Below are 22,297 nucleotides of genomic sequence, written 5' to 3' on the forward strand. Positions count from 1 at the left end.
GGGAACCTCATGAACTATTGCCGGATCTTGCTTCTGGCCGGCTGTCTTGCCGCTGGTGGTGCGATGGCGCAGACGCCATCGACCGCGCCCGGCGACTGGGCCGTGCAACCTGCGGCCGGCCATTCGTCGGACTATCGCTCCGGCACGCCGTCGGTGCCGGGCGATTCGAAGAGCAGCCCGTTCCGTTTCAGCGACGGGCGCGAGGGCAGCATGCTCAACAAGCCACCGCCGCTGGCGACCGACCGCGACGCGGTATTGGGTACGGGTCGTCCGTGGATGGGCGGACGCCCGCCACTGGATTGCGCGATGACGCCAATCGACGCCAGGTGCCACTGAGCGGGCTCTGCGCGCGGAGAACAGCCGATGTGGCGTAGCCTGAATTCGCTGCGCGGCCGGCTTACCTTGCTGCTGGCGGTGGCCGCGCTGGCGGGTGCGGCGATCTATGCCGGCGTCACCCAGTGGCCACTGCCACAATTGCTGCTGTGGATGCGCAAGGACCTCGCACTGTCGATCAGGGCGCCGATGCAACTGGGCATCTATGGTGGGCTGCTGGCCAGTGCGATCGTCCTGCTGCCGCTGGCGTTCTGGCTGGCCGGCCTGGTGATGGCGCCGGTGAGCCGGTTGCTGCGTGCGCTGGAAGGCGCGGTCGCCAGCTATCGCGACGGTGATTTCAGCTTCTCGATCGCGATCGACCGGCGCGACGAACTGGGCGAGCTGATCCGCATGCACAATGCGCTGGGGCAGACCCTGCGCGAGCAGCGCCAGCACCTGGTGCAGCGCGAGCTGCTGCTCGACACGGTGGTGCAGAACACGCCGGTGGCGCTGGTGCTGACCGATGCCGGCAACCGCGTGGCCTACGCCAATATCGCCTCGCGGCATCTGTTCAACGAGGGTCGCAGCCTGCACGGGCTGGAGTTCTCGGCCTTGCTTTCCGATGCACCCGAGGCACTGCGCAAGGCGGTGGACAGTGGCGAGGATGCCCTGCTCAGTGTGGAGATGGATGGCAGCGACGAGATTTTCCACCTGTCGCAACGCGCGTTCCGCCTGCAGGGGCGGCCGCATCGATTGCACCTGTTCCGGCGCATGACCCGCGAGCTGTCGCGGCAGGAAGTGGCGACCTGGAAGCGGGTGATCCGGGTGATCAGCCACGAGCTCAACAATTCGCTGGCGCCGATCACCTCGCTGGCGCACTCCGGCGCGGAACTGGCCCGCCGCGGCCAGCTGGAGCGACTGCCTGGCGTGTTCGCCACCATCGGCGAACGCGCGCTGCACCTGCACCGCTTCATCGCCGGCTATGCGAGTTTTGCCAAGCTGCCCACGCCGCAACCGGTGGAGATCAGCTGGAAGCCGTTCCTGGAGGGCCTGGCGCTGCATTGCCAGTATCGTCTTGCCTCGTCGATACCCGAGCAGCCGGGCCACTTCGACGCGGTGCAGATCGAACAGGTGCTGATCAACCTGATCAAGAACGCGCACGAGTCGGGCGGCGCGGAGGATGAAGTCACCCTGTCGCTGCTGGAGGTCGGCAGCGAACTGCGCATCGAGGTGGCCGATCGCGGCCCCGGCATGAGCGAGACGGTGCTGGCGCAGGCGCTGCTGCCGTTCTACTCGACCAAGCGTTCGGGCACCGGCCTTGGCCTGGCGCTGGCGCGCGAGATCGCCGAAGCGCATGGCGGCCGCGTGCTGCTGGCCAATCGCGAAGGCGGCGGTTTGCGGGTGAGTCTGCGGCTGCCGCAGGTGGTGAGCCGGTGACGCAAGATCAGGCCTGCTCCCGGGTGGCGTGAATCGGCGTGTGGCCGCAGCGCTGTCGCTGTCGACGGTTCTCACCCCGCGCTGATCGAACCTGTATGGTCCAGATGCACCTCCATCGCCATCGCGCGTGGCGGCCTGGCGATCTGGCGTGACCTGTTCGCTCAGGGCAGGCGACCTGTCCTCCTGCGGCCGCTGCCAACTGGTTGCATCGGCGGTCAGTGCCCGTGGCGGTGGTGCAGATCCGGATAGTGTGGATGACAGTGCGCCATGGGCTCGTGGACATGCGGATGGGTGTGCGGCTCCTCGCCGTCCCACGGGAAATCGTGCGTGTGCTGATGATGGGCGTCGTGGCGATGGCGGTGGTCGTGTGCCAGCGCCTCATGCGCGTGCTGATGCTCGTGGCGCTCGCTGGCGTGCAGCCAGAGCGCCTGGAGAATGCCGTGGGTGTGGTCGGAATGCGTGGGTTTCATGAGCGCATCTTGCGCGGCCCACCAGCAACGCCGGCCGGCAATGCAATTGTCTAACACCTCGATGTTTGCTTACGATGATTGGATGATCCGTACCACCCCGCCGCTGCTGACCCGTCTGCGCCACCACCGCGGCCTGTGGGTGTTGGCTGTGGCGGTGTTGCTGATCAAGCTGGTCGCGGGCTCGATCTGCCTGGGTGACAACCCCGCCGCAACGGCGCTGGCCGATGTGCAGGCGACCACCAGCGTGCTCACCGCTGTGGACTCGGCGACCGCCGCCACGCCGGACGACAACGCATGCCTGCTGGGTGAAGCCGGTGGCTGCCATTGCGCGTGTGCCCACGCGCTGACCCTGGCGGCCAGCGTGACGCTCGCCGTCGCGCCGGTCGAGACGAGCGCGGCATCTTCCCGCCTCTCTCCAGACATGATTCCGGCCACGACCGGCTCGTTGCTGCGCCCCCCTATCGCCTGAAACCGTTCCGTTCCGCGATGAAACCGCCCGTGCGGTTCGTTGCCTCGTGATCGTTTTCAGGAGATGGCTTCATGTCTGTTCCAGGTTCGGTGCCGATTGGCGCCGTGTGTCTGTTGTATGCGGCGATGCTCGGCGCCGCACCCGTATCCCATCCTTCCCCGCAGCTAGGGGTACCGTCGACATCGCTGGCATCGTCCCCGTTGCAAGAGGCGGTGCGCCGCATCTGGCAAGTCAGCCCGGAAGTGCAAGCCGCACGAGCGGATCTCGACGCCGCCCGTGCGCGTGCGCGTGCCGCCGCGCAGCCGCTGTACAACCCCTTGCTGTCGTTCGATGCGGAGAACGCCGATGTCAATCGGCGCACGGCCGGTATCAGTCTGCCGCTGGATCTGTCCGGCAAGCGCCGCGCTCGCGCCAGTCAGGGAGAGGCTGCACTGCTTGCTGCCGAGGCGACCCATGACCTCTTGCGTCGCGACGTGGCCACCCGTTGGTTGAAGGCGTGGTCGACGGCCGCACTCGCGGCTCGGCAGAGTGAGCTGGGCCAGCGTCGTCTTGTGCTGATGCAACGCTTCGATGATCTGGCCGCACAGCGACTGAAGGTCGGCGACATCAGCAGTCCCGAACGCGATCTGGCCGGTCTGGCACTCGGCGAGGCGCAGGTGCAGCAAGCCTCGCTCGCCGGCAACGAGGCGGCAGCTCGGGCGGCGTTGCTGGCCATCAGTGGCGAGCAACAAGCGCTGCCACCGCTGCCCGCCGGACTGACACCAACGGCGAACAGCATTGCGCCGGTGTCCGTCGACGAGTTGCCCGAACTGCGCCAGGCCCACGCGCAGCAAGCGGGCGCCGAGGCGGGTGTGCAGGTTGCGCGCCGTGCGCGCATTCCCGATCCCACACTCAGCCTGACGGGTGGTCAAGTGCGCAGTGGGCCGCGCACTGATCAGGTAGTCGGTGTGAGCGTGTCCATTCCGCTGCCTGTGCGCAATACCGGACGTGCCGACGCGGATGCCGCGCGAGCTGAAGCCGATGCGGCAGCGGCAGGTGTGCGTTCGCGCCAGTTTGTGTTGCGCGCCGGACTGCAGGAGGCGCAAGCCCGCTACACCGCCCTGCGCGGTGCAGCCGAAGCGTTTCGCAACGGCCGTGCCGCTGCGTTCGAGGATCGCACCACGCTGCTGGAAAAGCTCTGGCGTGCCGGCGAAATCAGCACCTCCGACTATCTCGTGCAGCTCAAGCAAAGTCTCGACACCGCGTTGTCCGGCCAGCAACTGGAAAGCCAGACCTGGCAGGCCTGGTTCGATTACCTCACCGCAGCGGGCCGCCTGACCGACTGGATCGACGGCCGCACTCAGGATGGCCGCAATCAGGACATTCGCCGATGACTATCTCTTCTTTGAAATGCACCCTGCTGGGCGTGGCGCTGTTGGCTGCGCTGGGTGGCCCCGTACTGGCGCAGGAAGCCGCACCCGCCAATCCGCTCGCACTCGATACCAGGGCGATCAAGGATGCCGGCATTGTCCTCGACAAGGTCGCTCTACGTGCGCTTACGGATGAACTGAAGGCGCCCGGCGAAGTGAAAGCCGACGCCTATTCCACCGTGTTGGTGTCGCCGCGCGTGGCGTCCCAGGTGCTCGCTCGCCAGGCCAGGCTCGGTGACGTGGTGAAAGCGGGTCAGCCGTTGGTCGAGCTTTCCGCCGTGCAGGTGGCCGAGGCCCAGGGTGCGTTGATCGTGGCCGAACAGGACTGGCAACGCATCGCGTCGCTGGGGCCGCAGGCGGTGTCGGCACGGCGCTACAACGAAGCGAAGGTGCAGCGCGATCAGGCGCGTGCCAAGTTGCGAGCCTACGGTCTGTCCGACGCTCAGATCGGCGGATTGCTGCGCAAGGGATCCGCCGGTGCCGATGGCAGTTTCGAGTTGCTCGCACCGGCCGCTGGCCGCGTCACTACTGACGAGTTTCTGGTGGGCGAACGGGTGGAGCCAGGCCGCACGCTGTTCACCCTGGTCAAGGAAGATTCGGTATGGGTTGTTGCGCAAATGGCGCCGGCCGATGCCGAACGGGTCAAGCCCGATGCCGACGTCCGCGTCCTGGTGCGCGACATCGACATGCCCGGCAAGGTGGTGCAGCGCTCGCATCAGACCGATGAACGCACGCGTACGGTGCCGGTGCGTATCGAGGTCGACAACCGCAAGGATCTGCTGCATCCCGGTGAGTTGGTCGAGGCACGCATCGCCGTTGGCAGCGCCTTGCAGAAGCTCGCGGTACCCGCCGAAGCCATGGTGCTGCTGCAGAACCAGCCGACCGTATTCCTCGCCAAGGGTAACGGGACGTTCGAGCCGGCGCCGGTGATGGTCGGTGATACCCGCGATGGCTGGACGGTGATCACGCAGGGCCTCAAGGCTGGTGACAGCTACGTGCGCAAAGGCGCCTTCGTGCTGAAGGCCCGTTTGCTGCGCGCGCAATTGGGGGAAGAATGATGCTTGATCGTCTGGTTGAATTCTCCCTGCGTTACAAGGTGCTGGTGCTGATCATCTTCGTGGTGATCGGCTTGCTCGGTTTCCAGGCGGTGCGTCAGCTGCCCATCGACGCGTTTCCGGATGTCACGCCGGTGCAGGTCAATGTGTACACCGAAGCTTCGGGGCTGGCCGCGGAGGACGTGGAGCAACTGCTCACCGCGCCGGTGGAATCGGCGTTGGCAGGCTTGCCCAAGGTGGACCAAATCCGCTCGGTGAGCCTGTCTGGTCTGTCCTTTGTGTCGGTCTACTTCGACGACAGCATGGACATCTACTTCGCCCGCCAGCTGGTCAACGAGCGCCTGCAGCAGGTGGGCGATCGCCTGCCGGCGGGTTATGGCAAACCGGAAATGGGACCGAATGTCTCCGGTTTGGGCCAGGTCTTCTGGTACACCGTCGAACGCGCTGACGACAAGCTCAAGGGTGCCATCGCCGGCACGGCACCGAACGACATGGATCTGCGCACGCTGCAGGATTGGACCATCCGATTGATTCTGCGCACCGCTCCGGGTGTCGATGACGTCAGCTCGTGGGGTGGGCAGGCAAAGCAGTTCCAGGTGCGCATCGATCCAATGAAACTGATCGCACACAAGCTCGGCTTCAAGGAAGTGATCGAGGCGCTACAGGCCAACAATGCCCAGGTCGGCGGCAACTTCGTCGACGTGGGGCGCGAGCAGTATCTGGTGCGCGGGTTGGGCTTGATCCAGAACGCGAAGGATCTGGGCAATATCGTGCTCAAGACGGAAGACGGCACGCCGGTCTACGTGCGGGATGTGGCCACGATCAACGAAGCGGGCGCACCACGTACTGGTGCGGTGACGCGCGACGGCAAGGAAGTGGTCTTGGGTATGGCGTTGGCCCGCATCGGCGAGAACGCCAAGAGCGTGGTCGATGCGGTCAAGGCCAAGCTCGATACGGTGAAGCAATCCCTGCCGCCGGGCGCGGTCGTGAAACCGGTGTACGAGCGCACCGAGCTGGTCAACGCGGCCGTAGGCACGGCGGTGCGTGCATTGATCGAAGGTTCGATTCTGGTGGCAGTCGTACTGTTCCTGTTCCTGGGCGAGTTTCGCAGTGCGCTGGTGGTGGTGGTGTCGTTGCCGCTGGCGATGCTGATCGCCTTCATCTGCATGGATCAGGCCGGCTTGTCGGCCAACCTGATGTCGTTGGCGGGCCTGGCGATCGGCATCGGCATGATGGTGGATGGCGCCGTGGTGATGGTGGAAAACGCCTACCGCATCATGGCCGAACGCAGGGCGCATGGCGGTCCGGTGGATCGCTCCGCGGCCGTGCTGGCGGCCGCCCGCGAGGTGGCCAAGCCGATGGCGTTTGCCATTTTGATCATCATCGTGGTGTTCCTGCCGCTGTTCAGCCTGCAGGGGCTGGAAGGCAAGATGTTCAAGCCGATGGCGTTCAATATCAGCTTCGCCATGGCTGGCTCGCTGATGCTTGCCTTGACGCTGATCCCGGTGCTCGCCGCGCTGGTGTTGAAGCCGAAGGAAGAGAAGGACACCTGGCTGGTGGCGTTCCTGAAACGCCATTACGCCACGGTGCTGAGGTGGGCGCTTGCCCGCCGCAGGCTCGTGCTGGGCATCGCCGCCGGGGCCCTGATCGGCAGCCTGGCGTTGTTCCCGTTCCTGGGCAAGGAGTTCATGCCGAACCTGAAAGAGGGCGCCATCATGTGGCGCATCACCTCGATTCCATCGGCGTCGCTGGACGAATCGGTCGACATTTCCAGGCAAGTCTCCGCGCTGGTGAAACAGAAGTTTCCGGAAGTGGAAACCACGCTGGCAATGATCGGTCGCGCCGAAAAAGGCGAAACGGCGGACGTGAATTACATGGAGGTCTACACCCCGCTGAAGCCGAAGGATCAATGGCGCAAGGGCGAGACGCTGGAAAGCATCGAGGAAGCGATGCAGAAGGAACTGACGGCAGCGTTGCCGACCGCCGTGGTGAGCTACACCCAGCCGATCCAGATGCGCATCGAGGAACTGATCTCCGGTGTGCGCGCTACGCTGGCGTTGAAGATCTACGGCGACGACCTGGGTGAGCTGGATCGCCTCAGTGGCCACATCAAGAACGTACTGGCTGGTGTGCCCGGTGTGGCTGATCTCGCTTTGGAGGCGAACATCGGCAAGCCGCAGGTCCGCATCAAGGTGGATCGCGATGCGCTGGCCCGTTATGGCTTGAACGCCGACGATGTGCTGACCGTGGTGAAGAACGGTATCGGCGGCGAACCGGTGACCACGCTGCTCGATGGCGTGAAGCGTTTCGATATCGCGGTGCGGCTGGGCGACGCAGACAAGGCCTCGTTGCCGGCGATCCGGCGCATTCCGATCCGCACTCCCGGCGGTGCGCTGGTGCAGTTGTCGCAGGTGGCCGAGGTCAGCGATGCTGAAGGCTACTCGTTCATCCGCCGCGAACAGTTGCAGCGCTATGCGGTGATCCAGATGGATGTGCGCGGGCGCGACATCGACGGCTTCGTCAAGGACGCCAATGCGGCCATCGCGCAGCAGGTGAAGCTGCCGACTGGCTACTACAGCGAGTGGGGCGGCGCGTTCGAGAACCAGCAGCGGGCCTTGAAGCGGTTGTCGTTGATCGTGCCGGCGACGATCTTCTTCATCTTCGTGCTCCTCTACACCGCGTTCAACTCGGTAAAGCACGCCACGCTGATCCTGGCCAACGTGCCGTTTGCCACCATCGGTGGCATCGTCGGACTGGCGATCACCGGGCAATACCTGTCGGTGCCGTCGGCGATCGGTTTCATTGCGGTATTCGGTGTGGCGATGTTGAACGGCATCGTGTTGGTGAGTTTCCTGAACGGGCAACGCGCGTCGGGGCTGGGTGTGCGCGAGGCCGTGCTGCATGGCACCGCCTTGCGCCTGCGTCCGGTACTGATGACCGCCAGCGTGGCGATCCTCGGTTTGTTGCCGATGCTGTTGTCCAGTGGCGTGGGTGCGGAAACCCAGCGGCCGCTGGCCACGGTGGTGGTCGGTGGCCTGCTCAGTTCGACGTTGCTGACCCTGGTCCTGTTGCCGCTGCTGTATGACTGGCTGGAACAGCGCAACGAGCGTCGGAAGGCAGCGGGCACATGACGCGGTGCGCGGGGAACTGGCGCCCGAGCGGCTTCCCGCACGTCGTTGTGGTGCGGACCGCAGCACCACTTCGAGTGGCCCATGCTCGCCTATACTGAAGCCCTCTTTGGGGATACGGGGTGGACAATGGGAATCGGACAGTTGTTGGCGTTGGTCATCGTGGGCGTCGTGGTGATCGGCCTGGCCAAGCTGGTACGCATCGTGCCACAGGGCTTCGAGTGGACGGTGGAGACGTTCGGCAAGTACACCCGCACGCTCAGCCCCGGCCTGCATTTCCTGATTCCGATCTACCAGGCGGTCGGGCGCAAGATCAACATGATGGAGCAGGTGCTCGACGTGCCGTCGCAGGACGTGATCACCAAGGACAACGCGGTGGTGCGCGTCGACGGGGTGGTGTTCTACCAGGTGCTGGACGCGTCCAAGGCGGCGTATGAGGTCTCCAACCTGGAGCAGGCGTCGCTGGCGCTGGTGATGACCAATATCCGCACCGTGCTCGGTTCGATGGACCTGGATGAATCGCTGAGCCAACGCGATGCGATCAATGCCAAGCTGCTCAAGGTGGTGGACGAGGCGACCCATCCGTGGGGCGTCAAGGTCAACCGGATCGAGATCAAGGACATTGCCCCGCCGCGCGACCTGATCGACGCGATGGCGCGGCAGATGAAGGCCGAGCGCGAGAAGCGCGCCAACATCCTCGACGCCGAGGGCTTCCGCCAGGCGGCGATCCTCAAGGCCGAGGGCGAGAAGCAGTCGGTGATCCTGGCCGCCGAGGGCGAGAAGGAGGCGGCGTTCCGCGCCGCCGAGGCGCGCGAGCGCTCGGCAGAAGCGGAGGCGAAGGCGACTACGATGGTGTCCGATGCGATCTCCGGCGGCAACGTCAACGCGTTGAATTACTTCGTCGCCAACAACTATGTCGAGGCGCTGAAGGAAATGGCCAAATCGCCGAACCAGAAGATGCTGCTGCTGCCGATCGAGGCCACCGGCATCCTCGGTTCGCTGGCCGGCATCGCCGAGCTGGCCAAGGAGTCGCTGGGCCAGCAGCAGAAATCCACGGCCATCCAGCCGCCGCTGCGCTGAGGGCACGATCATGTGGGAATTGTCGACGCACTATCTGTGGTGGATTCTGGCGCTGCTGCTGATTGGCGGTGAACTGCTGTTGCCGGGCTATTTCCTGCTGTGGATCGGCCTGGCTGCCGCCGCCATGGGGGCGCTGCTGTGGCTGGATCCAACGCTTGGCGTGCTGGCGCAGGCGATCGTGTTCGGGCTGCTGACATTCGCTTCCTGCATCGGCTATGCACGCTGGCTGCGGCCTCGGCTGGAGCGAAGTGCACCAGGTGACGAGCGGCTCAATCGTCGTGCGGAGCAGTTGATCGGCCAGCGTTACCAGTTGGTCGAACCGATCGTCAATGGTCGCGGCAAGGCCCGTGTCGGCGACGGCCAGTGGCTGGTCAGCGGGCCTGACCTGCCACTGGGCAGCACCGTGGAAGTGGTGGCGGTGGATGGCACCACCTTGCAGGTGCGTGCAGCGGCATGAACGCAGGCGGCGGCGTCATCAGCCAGCACCAGTTCACCACGACGGCGATCACCACGCGGATGGCGTTTGCGCTGGAACTGGCGCGACGGCTGCATCAGTACGGCACCACCGCACCGCGACTGGAAATGGCAGTCGCCGGCGTGGCGCAGCGGCTCGGGTTGTCGGCCGATGTATGGTCCAGCCCCACGGCGATCATCATTTCCTTCGCCGACCTGGCCCAGGGCGGCGAAGAGGGGGTGGCGCAGACCACCCAGGTGATGCGCCTGGCACCCGGCGAGGTGAACCTGGCCCGGTTGTGCCAGGCGGATGAAATCGCCGATCGCGCGATCGCCGGCGAGCTGGACCTGCGCGAAGGGTTTCGCCTGTTGCGCGAGTTGGGTCGTCCCGATACCCGTCGCGAGAAGATCGGCTCGATCATCAGCTACGGCCTGTCGGCCGCCAGCATCGCTGCACTGTTCCTGCACAGCTCCTGGGTGGATCTGATCGTGGCGGCGGTGATCGGCGTGATCATCGGCTGCATCAGCCTGCTGGCCGCCAGTCGGCCGCGACTGGCGGTGGCCAGCGACGCGATCTGCGCGCTGGTGGCGACTACCGTGGCCATCGTGGTGAGTGCGTTCGTGGTGCCGCTGGCGATCAAGTCGGTGGTGCTGGCCAGCCTTATCATCCTGATACCGGGCATGTCGCTGACCACGGCGGTGCGTGAGATCTCCGCCCAGCACCTGGTTTCCGGCATGGCGCGGATGGGTGGCGCGATGGCCACTCTGCTCAAGCTCACCTTCGGCACCATCGCGGCGACCCAGCTGTGCCGGGCACTGGGTATTACCGCGCGTGACTTTGCCTTGCCCGCGTTGCCGGGCTGGACCGACTACCCGGCGTTGCTGGTGGCCGCGGTAGCTTTCGCGATCCTGTTCCGCGCGGCGAAACGCGACTGGCCGGTGGTGATCGTGGCGGTGGTGGTGGGCTATCTGGCCACGCGTTGGGGCGGTCAGATTTCCAGTTCGCTGCCCGGTGCGCCGGTCGGTGTATTCGTCGGTGGCCTGTTGCTGGGCGGGCTGGCCAACGTGTACGCCCGCTATGCGCAACGGCCCGGTGCAGTCATCCGCGAGCCGGGCATCCTGCTGCTGGTACCCGGCAGCGTGGGTTTCCGCAGCGTGTCGTTCCTGCTGGAGCGCGATACCACGCTGAGCCTGGATACCGGCCTGCTGCTGATCACCCTGCTGGTGTCGCTGGTGGCAGGGCTGATGTTCGGCGACCTGCTGATTTCGCCACGACGATCCCTGTAAAACAAACGTGGCCGAAGTCGCAGACATCGAAGTGCCTGCGACCGACCCTGAAGACAAACCCGCACGGCACGATCGCCTCCTCCCCTGCAAGGCAAGGCAGGGTAGGGTTGGGGTGGGGTCGCTCTCAAAAGATGGAGCCGCCCGAAGTCCGCGGCCTCAAGCCCCGCCGACCCTCTCCGAAGACAAACCCGCACGGCACCATCGCCTCCTCTCCTGCAAGGCAGGGGAGGATTGAGGAGGGGTCGCTCTTGATCTGACCCCGCCAAGATCAAGAGCCACCCCCTCCCGACCTGTATTCGGGCCATCCATGGCCCTCACCCTACGGGCGGCTGTCGCCGCACAAATCGGCAATCCTGCCGATTTGTCCCTTGGCTTTGCAGGGGGAGAAGTCCCGTATCCCGAACAAAAAAACGCCGACCCAAGGCCGGCGTTTCCATTACCCGATGAAACCAGCGATCAAATCGCCAGGTCCTTTTCCTTCTTGCCGGCTTTCAATGCGTCATTGAACCAATGCGGACGCTTGCCGCGGCCTGACCAGGTCTGCGCGGGGTTGGCAGGGTTGCGATACTTCGGCGCCACCGTGCCGGTGGTGCGCTTGGCCTTGCCGCGCGCGCTGCCGAAGATGTCCTCGAAGGCATAACCTTCGGCCTTGATCATCGCATGCACTTTCTCGCGCAGCTTGACGACCTTTTCCTTGCGCAGTTCGTTCTGGCGGACCTGCGCCTTGGAGATGAGGTCGTTGAGCTGGTTGTGATTGAGGTTCTTGATATCGACGGCCATGCGTGACTCCCGGGTGGATGTCGTGAATAAATGATCTGGTTATGTTCCGGCCATTATGGAGAGCGGCGCCGGAGGCCTTGAATAGGTTGCGATTCTTATTCTCGCTGATTCACCGAATCCTTGTAAAGCACGTTATCCCCGTGAAGTCTTTCTTCACATTAAAAATTAATCATGCGGCGCGTCTCGAATGGACTGCCCAAAACAGAAACGGCCGCACTGGGCGGCCGTTTCGTTTAATGCGCAGTCGCTGGTTTCAGCCGAGCAGGGCAAACAGGTCAGCTTCACCCAGTGCGCGGCTGTCGCTGTCTTCGCGGCCGCGATATTCCAGCGTGCCGGCGGTCAGGCCGCGTTCGCTGACCACCACGCGGTGGGGAATGCCGATCAGTTCCATGTCCGCAAACATGCTGCCGGCACGCACGCCGCGGTCATCCAGCACCGCTTCGATGCCGCGCTCGCCCAATGCCTGGTACAACGCCTCGGCAGCTGCGGCGACTTCCGGCGAGTGCTTTGGGTTGATCACGCAGACCGCCACGCGCCAAGGCGCCATGGCTTCCGGCCAGACGATGCCGGCTTCGTCGTGCCGCTGCTCGATCGCCGCAGCCACGATGCGGCTGACGCCGATGCCGTAGCAGCCCATGGTCATCACCTGCAGTTTGCCGGCTTCATCGACCACCGTGGCATTCAGCGCTTCGGCGTACTTGCTGCCCAACTGGAAGACGTGTCCCACCTCGATGCCGCGGGCGATATGCAGCACGCCATTGCCGTCCGGCGAAAGGTCGCCGTCGACCACGTTGCGCAGGTCGGCAATGCGGGTGACACGCGCATCGCGCTCCCAGTTGGCGCCGGTGCAGTGCGTGCGATCGGCATTGCCGCCGCAGACGAAGTCGGCAAGCACGGCGGCGTCACGGTCGACGATCACCGGAATCGAAGCGGGCAGACCCACCGGTCCGATGAAGCCCGGACGGGTGCCGGTGGCGGCGAGGATTTCCTCTTCGCTGGCCAGCACCGATTCGTCGGGTAGCTCGGCCAGCTTGCCGGCCTTGACCTCGTTGATCTCGTGATCGCCGCGCAGGCACAGCGCCACCAGGCCGTGGCGCCCGCGCACCAGCAGGGTTTTCACGCATTGCTGCGGGCTGACCTTGAGGAAAGCGGAAACGTCGTCGATGGTCTTCTGGGTGGGCGTGTCCACGCGCTGCAATTCAGCTGCCGGTGCCGGGCGCGCGATGGTCGGCGCCAGCGCTTCGGCCTTCTCCAGATTGGCCGCATAGTCCGAACCGTCGGAGAACGCGATGGCGTCCTCGCCGGATTCGGCCAGCACCTGGAATTCATGACTGGCATTGCCGCCAATGGCGCCGGTGTCTGCCTGCACGGCGCGGAAGGTCAGGCCGAGCCGGGTGAAGATGCGCGAGTACGCCTGGTACATCGCCGCATAGGTTTCGGCCAGCGACTCCTGGGTCAGGTGGAAGGAATAGGCATCCTTCATCAGGAACTCGCGCGCACGCATCACGCCGAAACGCGGGCGGATCTCGTCGCGGAACTTGGTCTGGATCTGGTAGAAGTTGACCGGCAGCTGCTTGTAGCTTTTCAGCTCGTTGCGGGCGAAGTCGGTGACCACTTCCTCATGGGTCGGGCCGTAGCAGAATTCCTGGCCCTTGCGGTCCTTGATCTTCAGCAGCTGCCCGCCGAATTTCTGCCAGCGCCCGGTTTCTTCCCACAGTTCCTTCGGCTGCACCGACGGCATCAGCATTTCGATGGCGCCGGCACGATCCATTTCCTCGCGGACGATGCCCTCGACCTTGCGCAGCACGCGCAGTCCCAGCGGGCTCCAGCTGTAGAGCCCCGAAGCAAGCTTGCGGATCATGCCCGCACGCAGCATCAGCCGATGACTGGCGATTTCGGCGTCGGCAGGGACTTCCTTGACAGTGGCCAGGTGGAATTGGCTGAGGCGCATGCGGGTGATTCCGGCGTGGTGGAAACGCCTAGTGTAGCGGCGGGCCCATGCTCACGCCCGCCGCCTTGCGCCCACCCGATCGCCTCCCGGGGCGATGGCGGGCGGGGCGTCGCTCATCGGGCCTGCTGGCAGAACTGGTCGTACTGCGCCTGGGCCGAGGCGACCTGTTGCTTGCGCTGGGCGTCATCGAGAGCCACCGCCTTGCCGTTCTGCTGCATCACCACCGGGCCGCCGCCCTGCAGTGCGCTGATGTTGGACTTCAGCGTGGTGCACAGGCTGGCGCGATTTTCCGGCGTATCGGCGACGGGGCGGGCTGGCTGGGCCGGGGCCTGCCGACTTTCAGTCGGCTCGCTGGACGGCGGCGGCGCCAGCGGTTCCACGCTGCCGGTGGTGGTCACCTTCTCGAACTTCGTCCCCTGCGCCGGCGGCGCCTCGGAGTAGTGCACGGTGCCGCTGCCATCGGTCCATTTGTAGACCTGGGCGGTGGCCAGCGGTGCCAGCAGCAACAGCGCCACGGCGATCAGCGAACGACGCATGGTGTTCTCCATTTTCAGGGAATAATCAGGTTTACCTTGTTAACACTCCGCCGGTCCGGACTCAAGCGCCTGATGGTTTACACTGCGCGCATCCTGTCACGGTCCTGATTCATGAGCGAGCTTTCGCCCGTCCGACCGCCCCGTCACCGGGGTATTTACCTGCTGCCGAACCTGTTTACCACGGGTGCGATGTTCGCCGGCTTCTACGCGATCATCGCCAGCATTGGCGGTCGCTACTCCGAAGCGGCCGTGGCGGTTTTCATCGCCGCCGTGCTGGATGGCATGGATGGCCGGGTCGCGCGGATGACCGGCACCCAGACGGAATTCGGCGTGCAGTACGACTCGCTCTCCGACCTGGTCAGTTTCGGCCTGGCGCCGGCGCTGGTCATGTATACGTGGTCGCTGTCGGCCTTGCGCGAGGTTGGCCCGCTGTGGGGCAAGCTGGGCTGGGCCGCCGCATTCATCTACGCCGCCTGCGCCGCGTTGCGGCTGGCACGCTTCAATACCCAGGTCGGCGTGGCCGACAAGCGCTATTTCCAGGGGCTGGCCAGCCCGGCCGCGGCGGGAGTCTGCATGTCGTTCGTGTGGAGCGTGGACAAGTTCGGCCTGGCCGGCAGTGATTTCTGCTTCATCACGCCGGTGATCGCGATCGTGGTCGGCCTGCTGATGGTCAGCCGGTTCCGCTACTTCAGCTTCAAGTCGCTGCCGATGGGCGAGCGGCAGCGGGTGCCGTTCGGCTGGATGGTCGCGGCGGTGCTGCTGCTTGCCCTGCTGATCCTGGACACCGCACGGGTGCTGTTTGCCGGCTTCACGATCTACATGCTGTCGGGGCCGGTGCTGACCATCTGGGGCCTGGCCACGCATCGTCGTCGCGCGCGGCGCAACGCGGCATGAATCCGTCGGCGCAAGCACGGCAGCCGGGGAGTCATCGCGATCGTGTATTGCGCGCGCTGGGCGTGACGCCATGGGTGCGGCGATCCACGCCGGTTGCGACCGCTGACGCCGCAGCGGATCTCGCGTCGGCACTCGCCGACGGAGCGTCCCGCGTGGCCTGCGTGGTAGTCTTGCCGCAAGGCTGTGGCACGCGCGAACTGGACCTGATCGGCCGGGCGCTCAACGCCTGCGGGGCAGTGCTGGCGCGCGCGGCACGGGTCATCGTGCAAGATGGCCAGTTGTCCGACGATGTACCGGAGGCACAGGCCTACCTGGTGTTCGGCGAGGCGCAGGCGCATGCGCTGGGCCGTGCGTTGCCGGCGGCGGTGATGAACCAGGCGCAGATCGTGCTGGCCGATGAACCGGTCCTGGTGCTGACCCGCGCGGACGCCAAGCGACGCCTGTGGAATGCGCTGCGCAGCGTGCGCCGCGCGCTGGCCACGGCAGGCGGCTGAGCGTCGTGGTTGCGGTGATCAAGCCGGTGATCCAGGTGCGCGCGATGCGCGTCGACGACCTGGACACGGTCAGTGCGCTGGAAAACGCCTCCTACGAGTTTCCGTGGTCGCTGGGCATTTTCGGCGACTGCGTCAAGGCCGGACACTCGTGCTGGGTGCTCTGCGTGGATGCGGCGATCGCCGGTTACGGCATCCTGTCGATGGGTGCCGGCGAGGCGCACGTGCTGAACATCTGCATCGGTCCGGACTGGCGCGGCCGCGGACTGGGGCGGCATCTGCTGGGACGCCTGCTGGACATCGCGCGCTGGAACGGCGCCGAACGGGTGTTTCTCGAAGTGCGGCCGTCCAATCCGCTGGCGAAGTCGCTGTACGAGTCGGTCGGCTTCCGCGAGATCGGGCGGCGGCCGCGCTATTACCCGGCGCATGAGGGTCGCGAAGACGCGATCGTGATGACATTGGAGTTGGTCGCACGCTGACGGACCCTGTGTCTGCTTGAACCGAGTTAGTCAGGGCGTGTAGGGCGCGATGCTAGAATGAAGGTCATTTTTGCAGGAATATTTTGAATGGAGCGCACAGAGGGATTTTCAACGGACTGGTTCGACCAGAACATTCCGTACTGGGAAAAATGGCTCGAATCGAAACGCGGTGAAGCCGGCTTGCGCGCCCTGGAGATCGGCAGTTTCGAAGGTCGCTCGACCCAATGGCTATGCCGACACATTCTGACCGCTTCGGATAGTTCAATCGATTGTCTGGACTTCTTTCAGGTAGATCCAGTTTACGGTGACTATCACCAACGATTCCTGGTCAATACGGCACTCTGGCGTGATCGAATCACCGAATTTGCCGGCACAAGTTTCGATTCGTTGAGACGAGTCACGGGTCCCTACGACATCGTCTACATCGATGGCTGGCACTCCGCTTTCGGCGCCTTGACAGATGGTGTCATGGCATGGCCGCTGCTCAAGGTGGGCGGTGTGATGATTTTTGATGACTACTTGTGGGTTCCTCCAAAAATGGGGCCGCCCCCGCGTCCCGGTCGCTTGACTCGTAAATGGTTGCGTTGGACTGGCCGGCAGTGGTGGGTCGAGGGATTGAAAAAGCAGATAGCAAGCGTCAAGACGCAAACACCGAAACTAGGCGTGGATGGGCTATTAGCAACCATTGAGGGCCACTACGAATTGCTGGGCGTAAGCAACCAGTTGGCATTGCGCAAGACACGTGACTTTTCGGCTGGCCAAGTGGGTCACGATACCTGACAAAACGCACGCATACTTCGCGCTCCACAGGGGCGCCACTTGAGTGTCCTTGCATACGCCAATGCATGCGAGAGTTCTGGACCGTCTAATCCAGCCTATGCGCCTGCTCACGCAGCGCAGCCAACGTGGTGTTCCAGTCGGTGATGCGCTGACGTTCCTGGACAACGACTTCGGCGGGGGCGTTGGCGACGAAATTGGCGTTGCCAAGTTTGCCTTCGCACTTCCTGATCTCGACTTCGATGCGGGCGATTTCCTTGGTCAGGCGTGCCTTTTCGGCGCCCAGATCAATCAGGCCGGCCAGCGGGATCATCACGCGCAGCGTACCCACGACGGCCGCTGCCGCCGCCGGCTCGTCGGCGCCGCTGTCGATCCACTGCAGGGTTTCGGTGCGGGCCAGAAAGGCGACCTGCGCGGCGAACTTTGCCACCCGCGCGCGATCGCTGGCGTCGCCATCGGCGAACAGCAGCGGGATCACCTTGGCGGGTGAGATGTTCATCTCCGAACGGATCCGGCGGATGCCGGAGAGCACGCTCTTGAACCATTCGATTTCTGCGCTTGCTGCGTCGTCCGCAACCATGTCGTCCGCGCGGGGCCACGGCCGCTGCATCACGCTGCTCTCGATGAGGCCGAGCTTCGGTGCCACCCCCTGCCAGATCTCTTCGGTGATGAACGGGATCAACGGATGCAGCGCACGCAGCACGCTTTCGAGCACCACCAGCAAGGTGTGGCGGGTCGAGGCCGCTGCGGCTGCATCGTCGCCATTCAGGGCCGGCTTCGACAGCTCCAGGAACCAGTCGCAGTATTCATTCCAGACGAATTCGTACAGCGCCTGCGCCAGGTGGTCGAAGCGATAGCTGACAAAGTGTTGGTCGACCTCGGCCAGGGTTTGCTTGAGGCGGGTGAGAATCCAGCGCTCGGCTTCAGTCACGGGCTGGCCGTTCCCTGTTCCCCGTTCCCCGTTTCCTGCTTCATCCACATTCATCAACACAAACCGCGCCGCATTCCACAGCTTGTTGCAGAACGCCTTGTAGCCCTCGGCGCGCTTGATGTCGAAGTTGATCGTGCGGCTGTAGCTGGCCAGCGCGGCGAAGGTGAAGCGCAGCGCGTCGGTGCCGATCGCCGGGATGCCGTCGGGGTAATCCTTGCGGATGCGCTTCTCGACCTTGGCGCGTACCTGTGGCAGCAGCAGCGACCTGGTGGATTTCTCCACCAGCGGTTCCAGCGCGATGCCATCGATCAGGTCCAGCGGGTCCAGCGTGTTGCCCTTGGACTTGGACATCTTCTGGCCTTCCGCGTCACGCACGATGGCGTTGATGTAGACCTCGCGGAACGGGATACGGCCGGTGAAATACTTGGTCGCCATCACCATGCGCGCGACCCAGAAGAAGATGATGTCGAAGCCGGTGACCAGCACCGCGCTGGGCAGGAAGATCTGGTCCTGCTCCCAGTTGGCGACGACTTCGCCGCGCTCGTTCTTCACCGGGCCATCGGCCGGCCAGCCCAGCGTGGAGAACGGCCACAGCGCGGAGCTGAACCAGGTGTCCAGCACGTCGTCGTCCTGACGCAGCGCGCCGACCGGTGCGCTGCTGGCGGACTTGCGCGCATCGGCCTCGTCCTCGCCGACGAAGATGTTGCCGGCCTCGTCGTACCAGGCCGGGATGCGGTGACCCCACCACAGCTGGCGGCTGATGCACCAGTCCTGGATGTTGTCCAGCCACTGGGTGTAGGTGTTGGCCCAGTTCTCCGGCACGAAGGTGATCTCGCCCGAACGCACGGCGTCCAGCGCCGGCTGGGTGATCGCCTTGCGGCCGCCTGGACGTCCATCCGGTTGCACGTCGGAGGTGAGATCGACGAACCACTGGTCGGTCAGCATCGGCTCGATCACCGCATCCGAACGCTGGCTCACCGGCACCTGCAGCTTGTGTGGCCTGGTTTCGACCAGCAGGTCGGCGGCGTCGAGCTCGGCGAGGATGAGTTTGCGCGCGTCGTAGCGGTCCATGCCGCGATATTTTTCCGGCGCGTTGTCGTTGACCTTCGCATCCAGGGTGAAGATGGTGATGGGAGCCAGCTTGTGGCGCTGTCCGATGGCGTAGTCGTTGAAATCGTGTGCCGGGGTGATCTTCACGCAGCCGGTGCCGAAATCCTTGTCCACGTAGTCGTCCGCGATGACCGGAATCTGTCGGCCGGTCAGCGGCAGGGTCAGCATCCTGCCGACGAGATGCGCGTAGCGCTCATCCTCCGGATGCACGGCCACGGCGACGTCGCCCAGCATGGTTTCCGGCCGGGTGGTGGCAACCACCAGACTGTCATCGCTGCCGGTGACGGTATAGCGGATCGACCACATGTGCCCGTCGCGCTCGACATTGTTCACTTCCAGATCGGACACCGCGGTGCCCAGCACCGGATCCCAGTTCACCAAGCGGTTGCCGCGGTAGATCAGGCCTGCGCGATACCAATCGATGAACACCTTGCGCACGGCGGCCGACAGGCCCTCGTCCATGGTGAAGCGCTCGCGCGACCAGTCGGCGGCGGCGCCGATGCGGCGCATCTGGTGGGTGATGGTGGAGCCAGACTCCTCCTTCCACTTCCACACCCGCTCGACGAACGCGTCGCGGCCGAGGTCATGCCGCGTCTTGTCCTCGACCGCCAGCTGGTTCTCCACGATCTTCTGGGTGGCGATGCCGGCATGGTCGGTGCCGACCTGCCACAGCGTGTTCATCCCGCGCATGCGCTGGTAGCGCACCAGCATGTCCATCACCGTCTGCTGGAACGCGTGCCCCATGTGCAGCGTGCCGGTGACGTTCGGCGGCGGCAGCAGGATGCAATACGGCTCGCCCTTGCCCGATGGCTGGAACGCACCGCTGGCTTCCCAGCGCTGGTACCACTTCGACTCGATCTGGGCGGGTTCGAAACTCTTTTCCATGGGTACAGGCTCGGTGGCGCGTTTTTGTCGGTTGACCGGTGATTGTACGGGGTGGCGGCAGGGCTGCCAAAAAGCAGCGTCCCGCTTCCGCCAGTTTGTTGCTGGTCGGAAGGCAATGTCAGGCAGGGAGCCTCGGCCGGCGCAGGGATTCAGGGCGGGTCTGCACCACGGGCATCCCGGGGTCATCTGCCTGGTAGACATCCAGCGGATGCCCCGGGCGGCACCTTGGTGCTGCCGGGTGGTATGGCGCTATTCGCGCGAACGAGCCTGTCTTTCGCTGGAAAGCCGTTCGATGGACTGGGCGAACTGGGTTCTTTCCTTGTCCCTGCCCAGTTCGACGGCCAATTTTTCGGCACGCTGCAACGCCTGGACAGCTTCCGTTGTTCGTCCGCTCCGGCTGAGGGAGAAAGCCATGGCGTCCAGCCCACGCATCGTCCAGAACTTGTTGCCCGATTGCTCGGTCAGCGAAATTCCCTGCGCCAATTGCGGGATGGCCTGCGCGTAATCCGCCACGCGTCCGTACATGATGCCCTTGTTGATGCGGTGTATGCCCAGGTAGTCCAGATTGCGGGATGAAGTATCCAATGCGATGGATCTGTCGATGTAGCGCTGTGCCTGATCGAACTGTTGCATGGACAGGTAGGACATCGCGATGTTGTTGCAGGTCGCCGACGTGTCGCTGGAGCTCTTCAGTCCAGGCAGGGAGGCCAGGGACATGGCGATGGACTCCCGGAACTTGCCCATGTCGCCGTATACCGAGGCCAGTGTGGCGTAGGTCTGACTGCTTGACTCCTTGTCGCCAAGCGCCTCGTCGATCTTCAGCTTTTCCGTCAACGCGTCCACTGCTTCCTGCGGGTGGTTCAGGTACTTCACCGACGCTGCAAGGCCCTGCAGGAGGGTTTCGCGGTCACGCGGCGAGTCGGCCAGCGCCAGGGCCTTCCGGTACGCGCGTTCGGCGGCACTGAAGTCGCCTTCGCGAAACGACAGCCTGCCGGTGCATGTCAGCAGGGTGATGTCGCTTTGCCGCCCTTTCAGTGCGGCTGTCGCGTGCTGGATTTCCTGCGGGATATGCGCGGCATCGACCCCGGGATTGCAGGGCGTGTACTGATTGCACGCGGAGATCAGGGCGGTGGAAATCAGCAGGGTCGCGCACGCGAATGTTCCCGTCTTCTTCATGGCAAAACTGGTGTCCCCCGAGAAAGTGGAAGTGTTGCGTGCGGCGGTCGGAGCGAGGGTCGGGAAATTGGCGCAGGGCGTCGCCTTCTCCCGGGCGGCGGGATCATCCCGATCAGCCGATGTTGACCGATGGCAACCGCGCCATGTCGATATCCAGTGACGGAGGCAGGTCGGCTCGGCCGTGCTGTTCGATCTGCATGCGTGTCAGGCGCATGACGACCAGCAGGAAGCAGAGCTTCGCCGCGAGACCGAGAAGCTGGCTGAAAATGAGGGCCGATTCATTCCCGATCATCTCCGTGACAGTGTGATTTTCGCTGGTGATGCGGTAAACGAAGAATCCGAAGAAGCTCATGGCCAACCAGAGTGCCCACCAGCAACGCAGCAGAACGGGCGTCGGCAACTTCTGCCAGCGCAACGGCGACTGGCTGGCCAACCAGATCTGTTCCATCGCGCGGAACGGTCGCTGCAGGCTAAGAAACGGCACGAAATACCAGCCGACGGCCCAACCGGGGCTGTCGTCCAGCCCCTTGGCACCCAGTGCGCGCGCGTTGCAGGCAACACGGTAGATCCACATGCCACTGGCGATATAGGTGGCGAGCAGCACGAGCAGTTGCATGCTGCTCATGGCAGTCTGGAGCAGGCCCCGACGACGCAGTTCCGCCAACATGGCCTGCTGCGATACGAACTCGTGGCCTGCGGCCTGTTGCAACGCCTGCCTCAGATAGGCGATCACGATGATCGTGAGAAGCGAAGCCAGCGCACTGGCAATGACGAGGCCGACTACGGTATGGCGCAGTGACTGTGGTGACCGGAAGGTGTCGGCCTCAGGCACGCCAAGGTCAGCCACCACACTCAACGGTGCTCTGTAAGGATTCTCCAAGCTCATCGACCCATGCCCCCTGTGGCCCAGTCAAGCCGGAATGCCTTCCGACGTTGCGATCCTGCTGGAGAGGAGAAGGGATGGTCAAGTGAACACGGGAGTGGCGGTTTCAGTGCTCCGGCAGAGTCCATCCCCGTGTCGGTGCCGGGCAGCCTGGTCCAGGCAGTGGCGGCAGAGTCGCGGGCGTCGTATCAGGTGCCGGCAAACCTGGTGGCAGCGGCGGCGCCGACGCAGCCGGACGCGATGGGCGCCAACGGCGGTGGCTTTTTCGCCAGCGCCGGCATCCGGGTGCGCTGTCGGCGGCGTG

Annotated in this window: 20 protein-coding genes; 14 read left to right on the top strand and 6 right to left on the bottom strand. The window is 64.6% G+C overall.

What is annotated here, in order from left to right:
• The first annotated feature begins 9 nt into the window (after window positions 1-9).
• The 10 genes from ACQGNJ_RS08960 to ACQGNJ_RS09005 all read left to right on the top strand — a co-directional run bounded on the left by ACQGNJ_RS08960 (window position 10) and on the right by ACQGNJ_RS09005 (window position 11,100).
• Complete coding sequence (locus ACQGNJ_RS08960) at window positions 10-336, top strand: thioredoxin domain-containing protein (RefSeq protein WP_426688897.1); 327 nt, start codon at window positions 10-12, stop codon at window positions 334-336.
• Between the two features lie 27 nt (window positions 337-363).
• Complete coding sequence (locus ACQGNJ_RS08965; protein WP_426688898.1) at window positions 364-1,749, top strand: sensor histidine kinase; 1,386 nt, start codon at window positions 364-366, stop codon at window positions 1,747-1,749.
• A 254-nt stretch (window positions 1,750-2,003) separates the two neighbouring features.
• Window positions 2,004-2,273, top strand: a complete 270-nt coding sequence (locus ACQGNJ_RS08970; protein ID WP_426688899.1) for a hypothetical protein — start codon at window positions 2,004-2,006, stop codon at window positions 2,271-2,273.
• A 28-nt stretch (window positions 2,274-2,301) separates the two neighbouring features.
• Window positions 2,302-2,688, top strand: coding sequence for a hypothetical protein (locus ACQGNJ_RS08975; RefSeq protein ID WP_426688900.1), 387 nt, complete (start codon window positions 2,302-2,304; stop codon window positions 2,686-2,688).
• A 212-nt stretch (window positions 2,689-2,900) separates the two neighbouring features.
• A complete protein-coding gene (locus ACQGNJ_RS08980; RefSeq protein ID WP_426689065.1) occupies window positions 2,901-4,061 on the top strand; it encodes a TolC family protein in 1,161 nt (386 codons plus the stop codon).
• Window positions 4,058-5,155 carry an efflux RND transporter periplasmic adaptor subunit gene (locus ACQGNJ_RS08985; protein WP_426688901.1) on the top strand — a complete coding sequence of 366 codons (1,098 nt, stop codon included), beginning with the start codon at window positions 4,058-4,060 and terminating at the stop codon, window positions 5,153-5,155. The genes ACQGNJ_RS08980 and ACQGNJ_RS08985 overlap by 4 nt, the downstream gene beginning before the upstream one ends.
• Window positions 5,155-8,283 (top strand): efflux RND transporter permease subunit, encoded by a 3,129-nt coding sequence (locus ACQGNJ_RS08990; RefSeq protein WP_426688902.1) that lies wholly within the window; start codon window positions 5,155-5,157, stop codon window positions 8,281-8,283. The genes ACQGNJ_RS08985 and ACQGNJ_RS08990 overlap by 1 nt, the downstream gene beginning before the upstream one ends.
• Window positions 8,284-8,415: 132 nt before the next feature.
• Complete coding sequence (locus ACQGNJ_RS08995; protein ID WP_426689066.1) at window positions 8,416-9,360, top strand: SPFH domain-containing protein; 945 nt, start codon at window positions 8,416-8,418, stop codon at window positions 9,358-9,360.
• 10 nt (window positions 9,361-9,370) lie between these two features.
• Complete coding sequence (locus tag ACQGNJ_RS09000) at window positions 9,371-9,817, top strand: NfeD family protein (RefSeq protein WP_426688903.1); 447 nt, start codon at window positions 9,371-9,373, stop codon at window positions 9,815-9,817.
• Entirely contained in the window at window positions 9,814-11,100 is a 1,287-nt protein-coding gene (locus ACQGNJ_RS09005) for a threonine/serine exporter family protein (protein WP_426688904.1), read from the top strand. The genes ACQGNJ_RS09000 and ACQGNJ_RS09005 overlap by 4 nt, the downstream gene beginning before the upstream one ends.
• A gap of 456 nt (window positions 11,101-11,556) precedes the next feature.
• Here the strand turns inward: ACQGNJ_RS09005 and ACQGNJ_RS09010 are convergent, their stop codons facing one another.
• The 3 genes from ACQGNJ_RS09010 to ACQGNJ_RS09020 all read right to left on the bottom strand — a co-directional run bounded on the left by ACQGNJ_RS09010 (window position 11,557) and on the right by ACQGNJ_RS09020 (window position 14,367).
• Window positions 11,557-11,880, bottom strand: a complete 324-nt coding sequence (locus tag ACQGNJ_RS09010; protein WP_426688905.1) for an H-NS histone family protein — start codon at window positions 11,878-11,880, stop codon at window positions 11,557-11,559.
• A gap of 253 nt (window positions 11,881-12,133) precedes the next feature.
• Entirely contained in the window at window positions 12,134-13,831 is a 1,698-nt protein-coding gene (locus ACQGNJ_RS09015) for a proline--tRNA ligase (protein ID WP_426688906.1), read from the bottom strand.
• A gap of 113 nt (window positions 13,832-13,944) precedes the next feature.
• Complete coding sequence (locus ACQGNJ_RS09020) at window positions 13,945-14,367, bottom strand: DUF4124 domain-containing protein (protein ID WP_426688907.1); 423 nt, start codon at window positions 14,365-14,367, stop codon at window positions 13,945-13,947.
• Window positions 14,368-14,478: 111 nt separating this feature from the next.
• Between ACQGNJ_RS09020 and ACQGNJ_RS09025 the strand changes: the two genes are divergently transcribed.
• From ACQGNJ_RS09025 to ACQGNJ_RS09040, 4 genes are all read left to right on the top strand, one after another.
• Window positions 14,479-15,261 (top strand): CDP-alcohol phosphatidyltransferase family protein, encoded by a 783-nt coding sequence (locus ACQGNJ_RS09025; protein WP_426688908.1) that lies wholly within the window; start codon window positions 14,479-14,481, stop codon window positions 15,259-15,261.
• A gap of 152 nt (window positions 15,262-15,413) precedes the next feature.
• Window positions 15,414-15,755, top strand: a complete 342-nt coding sequence (locus ACQGNJ_RS09030) for a hypothetical protein (RefSeq protein ID WP_426688909.1) — start codon at window positions 15,414-15,416, stop codon at window positions 15,753-15,755.
• Between the two features lie 5 nt (window positions 15,756-15,760).
• The gene (gene rimI / locus ACQGNJ_RS09035) at window positions 15,761-16,231 is read left to right on the top strand and encodes a ribosomal protein S18-alanine N-acetyltransferase (RefSeq protein ID WP_426688910.1); all 471 of its coding nucleotides are present in this window, start codon (window positions 15,761-15,763) and stop codon (window positions 16,229-16,231) included.
• 87 nt (window positions 16,232-16,318) lie between these two features.
• Entirely contained in the window at window positions 16,319-17,011 is a 693-nt protein-coding gene (locus ACQGNJ_RS09040) for a class I SAM-dependent methyltransferase (RefSeq protein ID WP_426688911.1), read from the top strand.
• Window positions 17,012-17,096: 85 nt separating this feature from the next.
• Here the strand turns inward: ACQGNJ_RS09040 and ACQGNJ_RS09045 are convergent, their stop codons facing one another.
• The 3 genes from ACQGNJ_RS09045 to ACQGNJ_RS09055 form a co-directional block, all read right to left on the bottom strand.
• Window positions 17,097-19,934 (bottom strand): valine--tRNA ligase, encoded by a 2,838-nt coding sequence (locus tag ACQGNJ_RS09045; protein ID WP_426688912.1) that lies wholly within the window; start codon window positions 19,932-19,934, stop codon window positions 17,097-17,099.
• Between the two features lie 249 nt (window positions 19,935-20,183).
• A complete protein-coding gene (locus tag ACQGNJ_RS09050; protein ID WP_426688913.1) occupies window positions 20,184-21,110 on the bottom strand; it encodes a tetratricopeptide repeat protein in 927 nt (308 codons plus the stop codon).
• Window positions 21,111-21,222: 112 nt separating this feature from the next.
• Window positions 21,223-21,996 carry a DUF4328 domain-containing protein gene (locus ACQGNJ_RS09055; protein ID WP_426688914.1) on the bottom strand — a complete coding sequence of 258 codons (774 nt, stop codon included), beginning with the start codon at window positions 21,994-21,996 and terminating at the stop codon, window positions 21,223-21,225.
• Window positions 21,997-22,297: the final 301 nt, after the last annotated feature.

Source organism: Rhodanobacter ginsengiterrae, from assembly GCF_050026815.1.
GTDB lineage: Bacteria > Pseudomonadota > Gammaproteobacteria > Xanthomonadales > Rhodanobacteraceae > Rhodanobacter > Rhodanobacter ginsengiterrae.

Excerpts from the sequence above, each read along its gene's own strand:
- ACQGNJ_RS08965 (WP_426688898.1), top strand. The coding sequence starts at position 364 with ATGTGGCGTAGCCTGAATTCGCTGCGCGGCCGGCTTACCTTGCTGCTG.
- ACQGNJ_RS09055 (WP_426688914.1), bottom strand. The coding sequence starts at position 21,996 with ATGAGCTTGGAGAATCCTTACAGAGCACCGTTGAGTGTGGTGGCTGAC.
- ACQGNJ_RS09020 (WP_426688907.1), bottom strand. The coding sequence starts at position 14,367 with ATGCGTCGTTCGCTGATCGCCGTGGCGCTGTTGCTGCTGGCACCGCTG.
- ACQGNJ_RS08970 (WP_426688899.1), top strand. The coding sequence starts at position 2,004 with ATGACAGTGCGCCATGGGCTCGTGGACATGCGGATGGGTGTGCGGCTC.
- ACQGNJ_RS09015 (WP_426688906.1), bottom strand. The coding sequence starts at position 13,831 with ATGCGCCTCAGCCAATTCCACCTGGCCACTGTCAAGGAAGTCCCTGCC.
- ACQGNJ_RS09010 (WP_426688905.1), bottom strand. The coding sequence starts at position 11,880 with ATGGCCGTCGATATCAAGAACCTCAATCACAACCAGCTCAACGACCTC.
- ACQGNJ_RS09040 (WP_426688911.1), top strand. The coding sequence starts at position 16,319 with ATGGAGCGCACAGAGGGATTTTCAACGGACTGGTTCGACCAGAACATT.
- ACQGNJ_RS09005 (WP_426688904.1), top strand. The coding sequence starts at position 9,814 with ATGAACGCAGGCGGCGGCGTCATCAGCCAGCACCAGTTCACCACGACG.
- ACQGNJ_RS08960 (WP_426688897.1), top strand. The coding sequence starts at position 10 with ATGAACTATTGCCGGATCTTGCTTCTGGCCGGCTGTCTTGCCGCTGGT.
- ACQGNJ_RS09025 (WP_426688908.1), top strand. The coding sequence starts at position 14,479 with ATGAGCGAGCTTTCGCCCGTCCGACCGCCCCGTCACCGGGGTATTTAC.
- ACQGNJ_RS08990 (WP_426688902.1), top strand. The coding sequence starts at position 5,155 with ATGCTTGATCGTCTGGTTGAATTCTCCCTGCGTTACAAGGTGCTGGTG.
- ACQGNJ_RS09045 (WP_426688912.1), bottom strand. The coding sequence starts at position 19,934 with ATGGAAAAGAGTTTCGAACCCGCCCAGATCGAGTCGAAGTGGTACCAG.
- ACQGNJ_RS08975 (WP_426688900.1), top strand. The coding sequence starts at position 2,302 with ATGATCCGTACCACCCCGCCGCTGCTGACCCGTCTGCGCCACCACCGC.
- ACQGNJ_RS08985 (WP_426688901.1), top strand. The coding sequence starts at position 4,058 with ATGACTATCTCTTCTTTGAAATGCACCCTGCTGGGCGTGGCGCTGTTG.
- ACQGNJ_RS09050 (WP_426688913.1), bottom strand. The coding sequence starts at position 21,110 with ATGAAGAAGACGGGAACATTCGCGTGCGCGACCCTGCTGATTTCCACC.
- ACQGNJ_RS09000 (WP_426688903.1), top strand. The coding sequence starts at position 9,371 with ATGTGGGAATTGTCGACGCACTATCTGTGGTGGATTCTGGCGCTGCTG.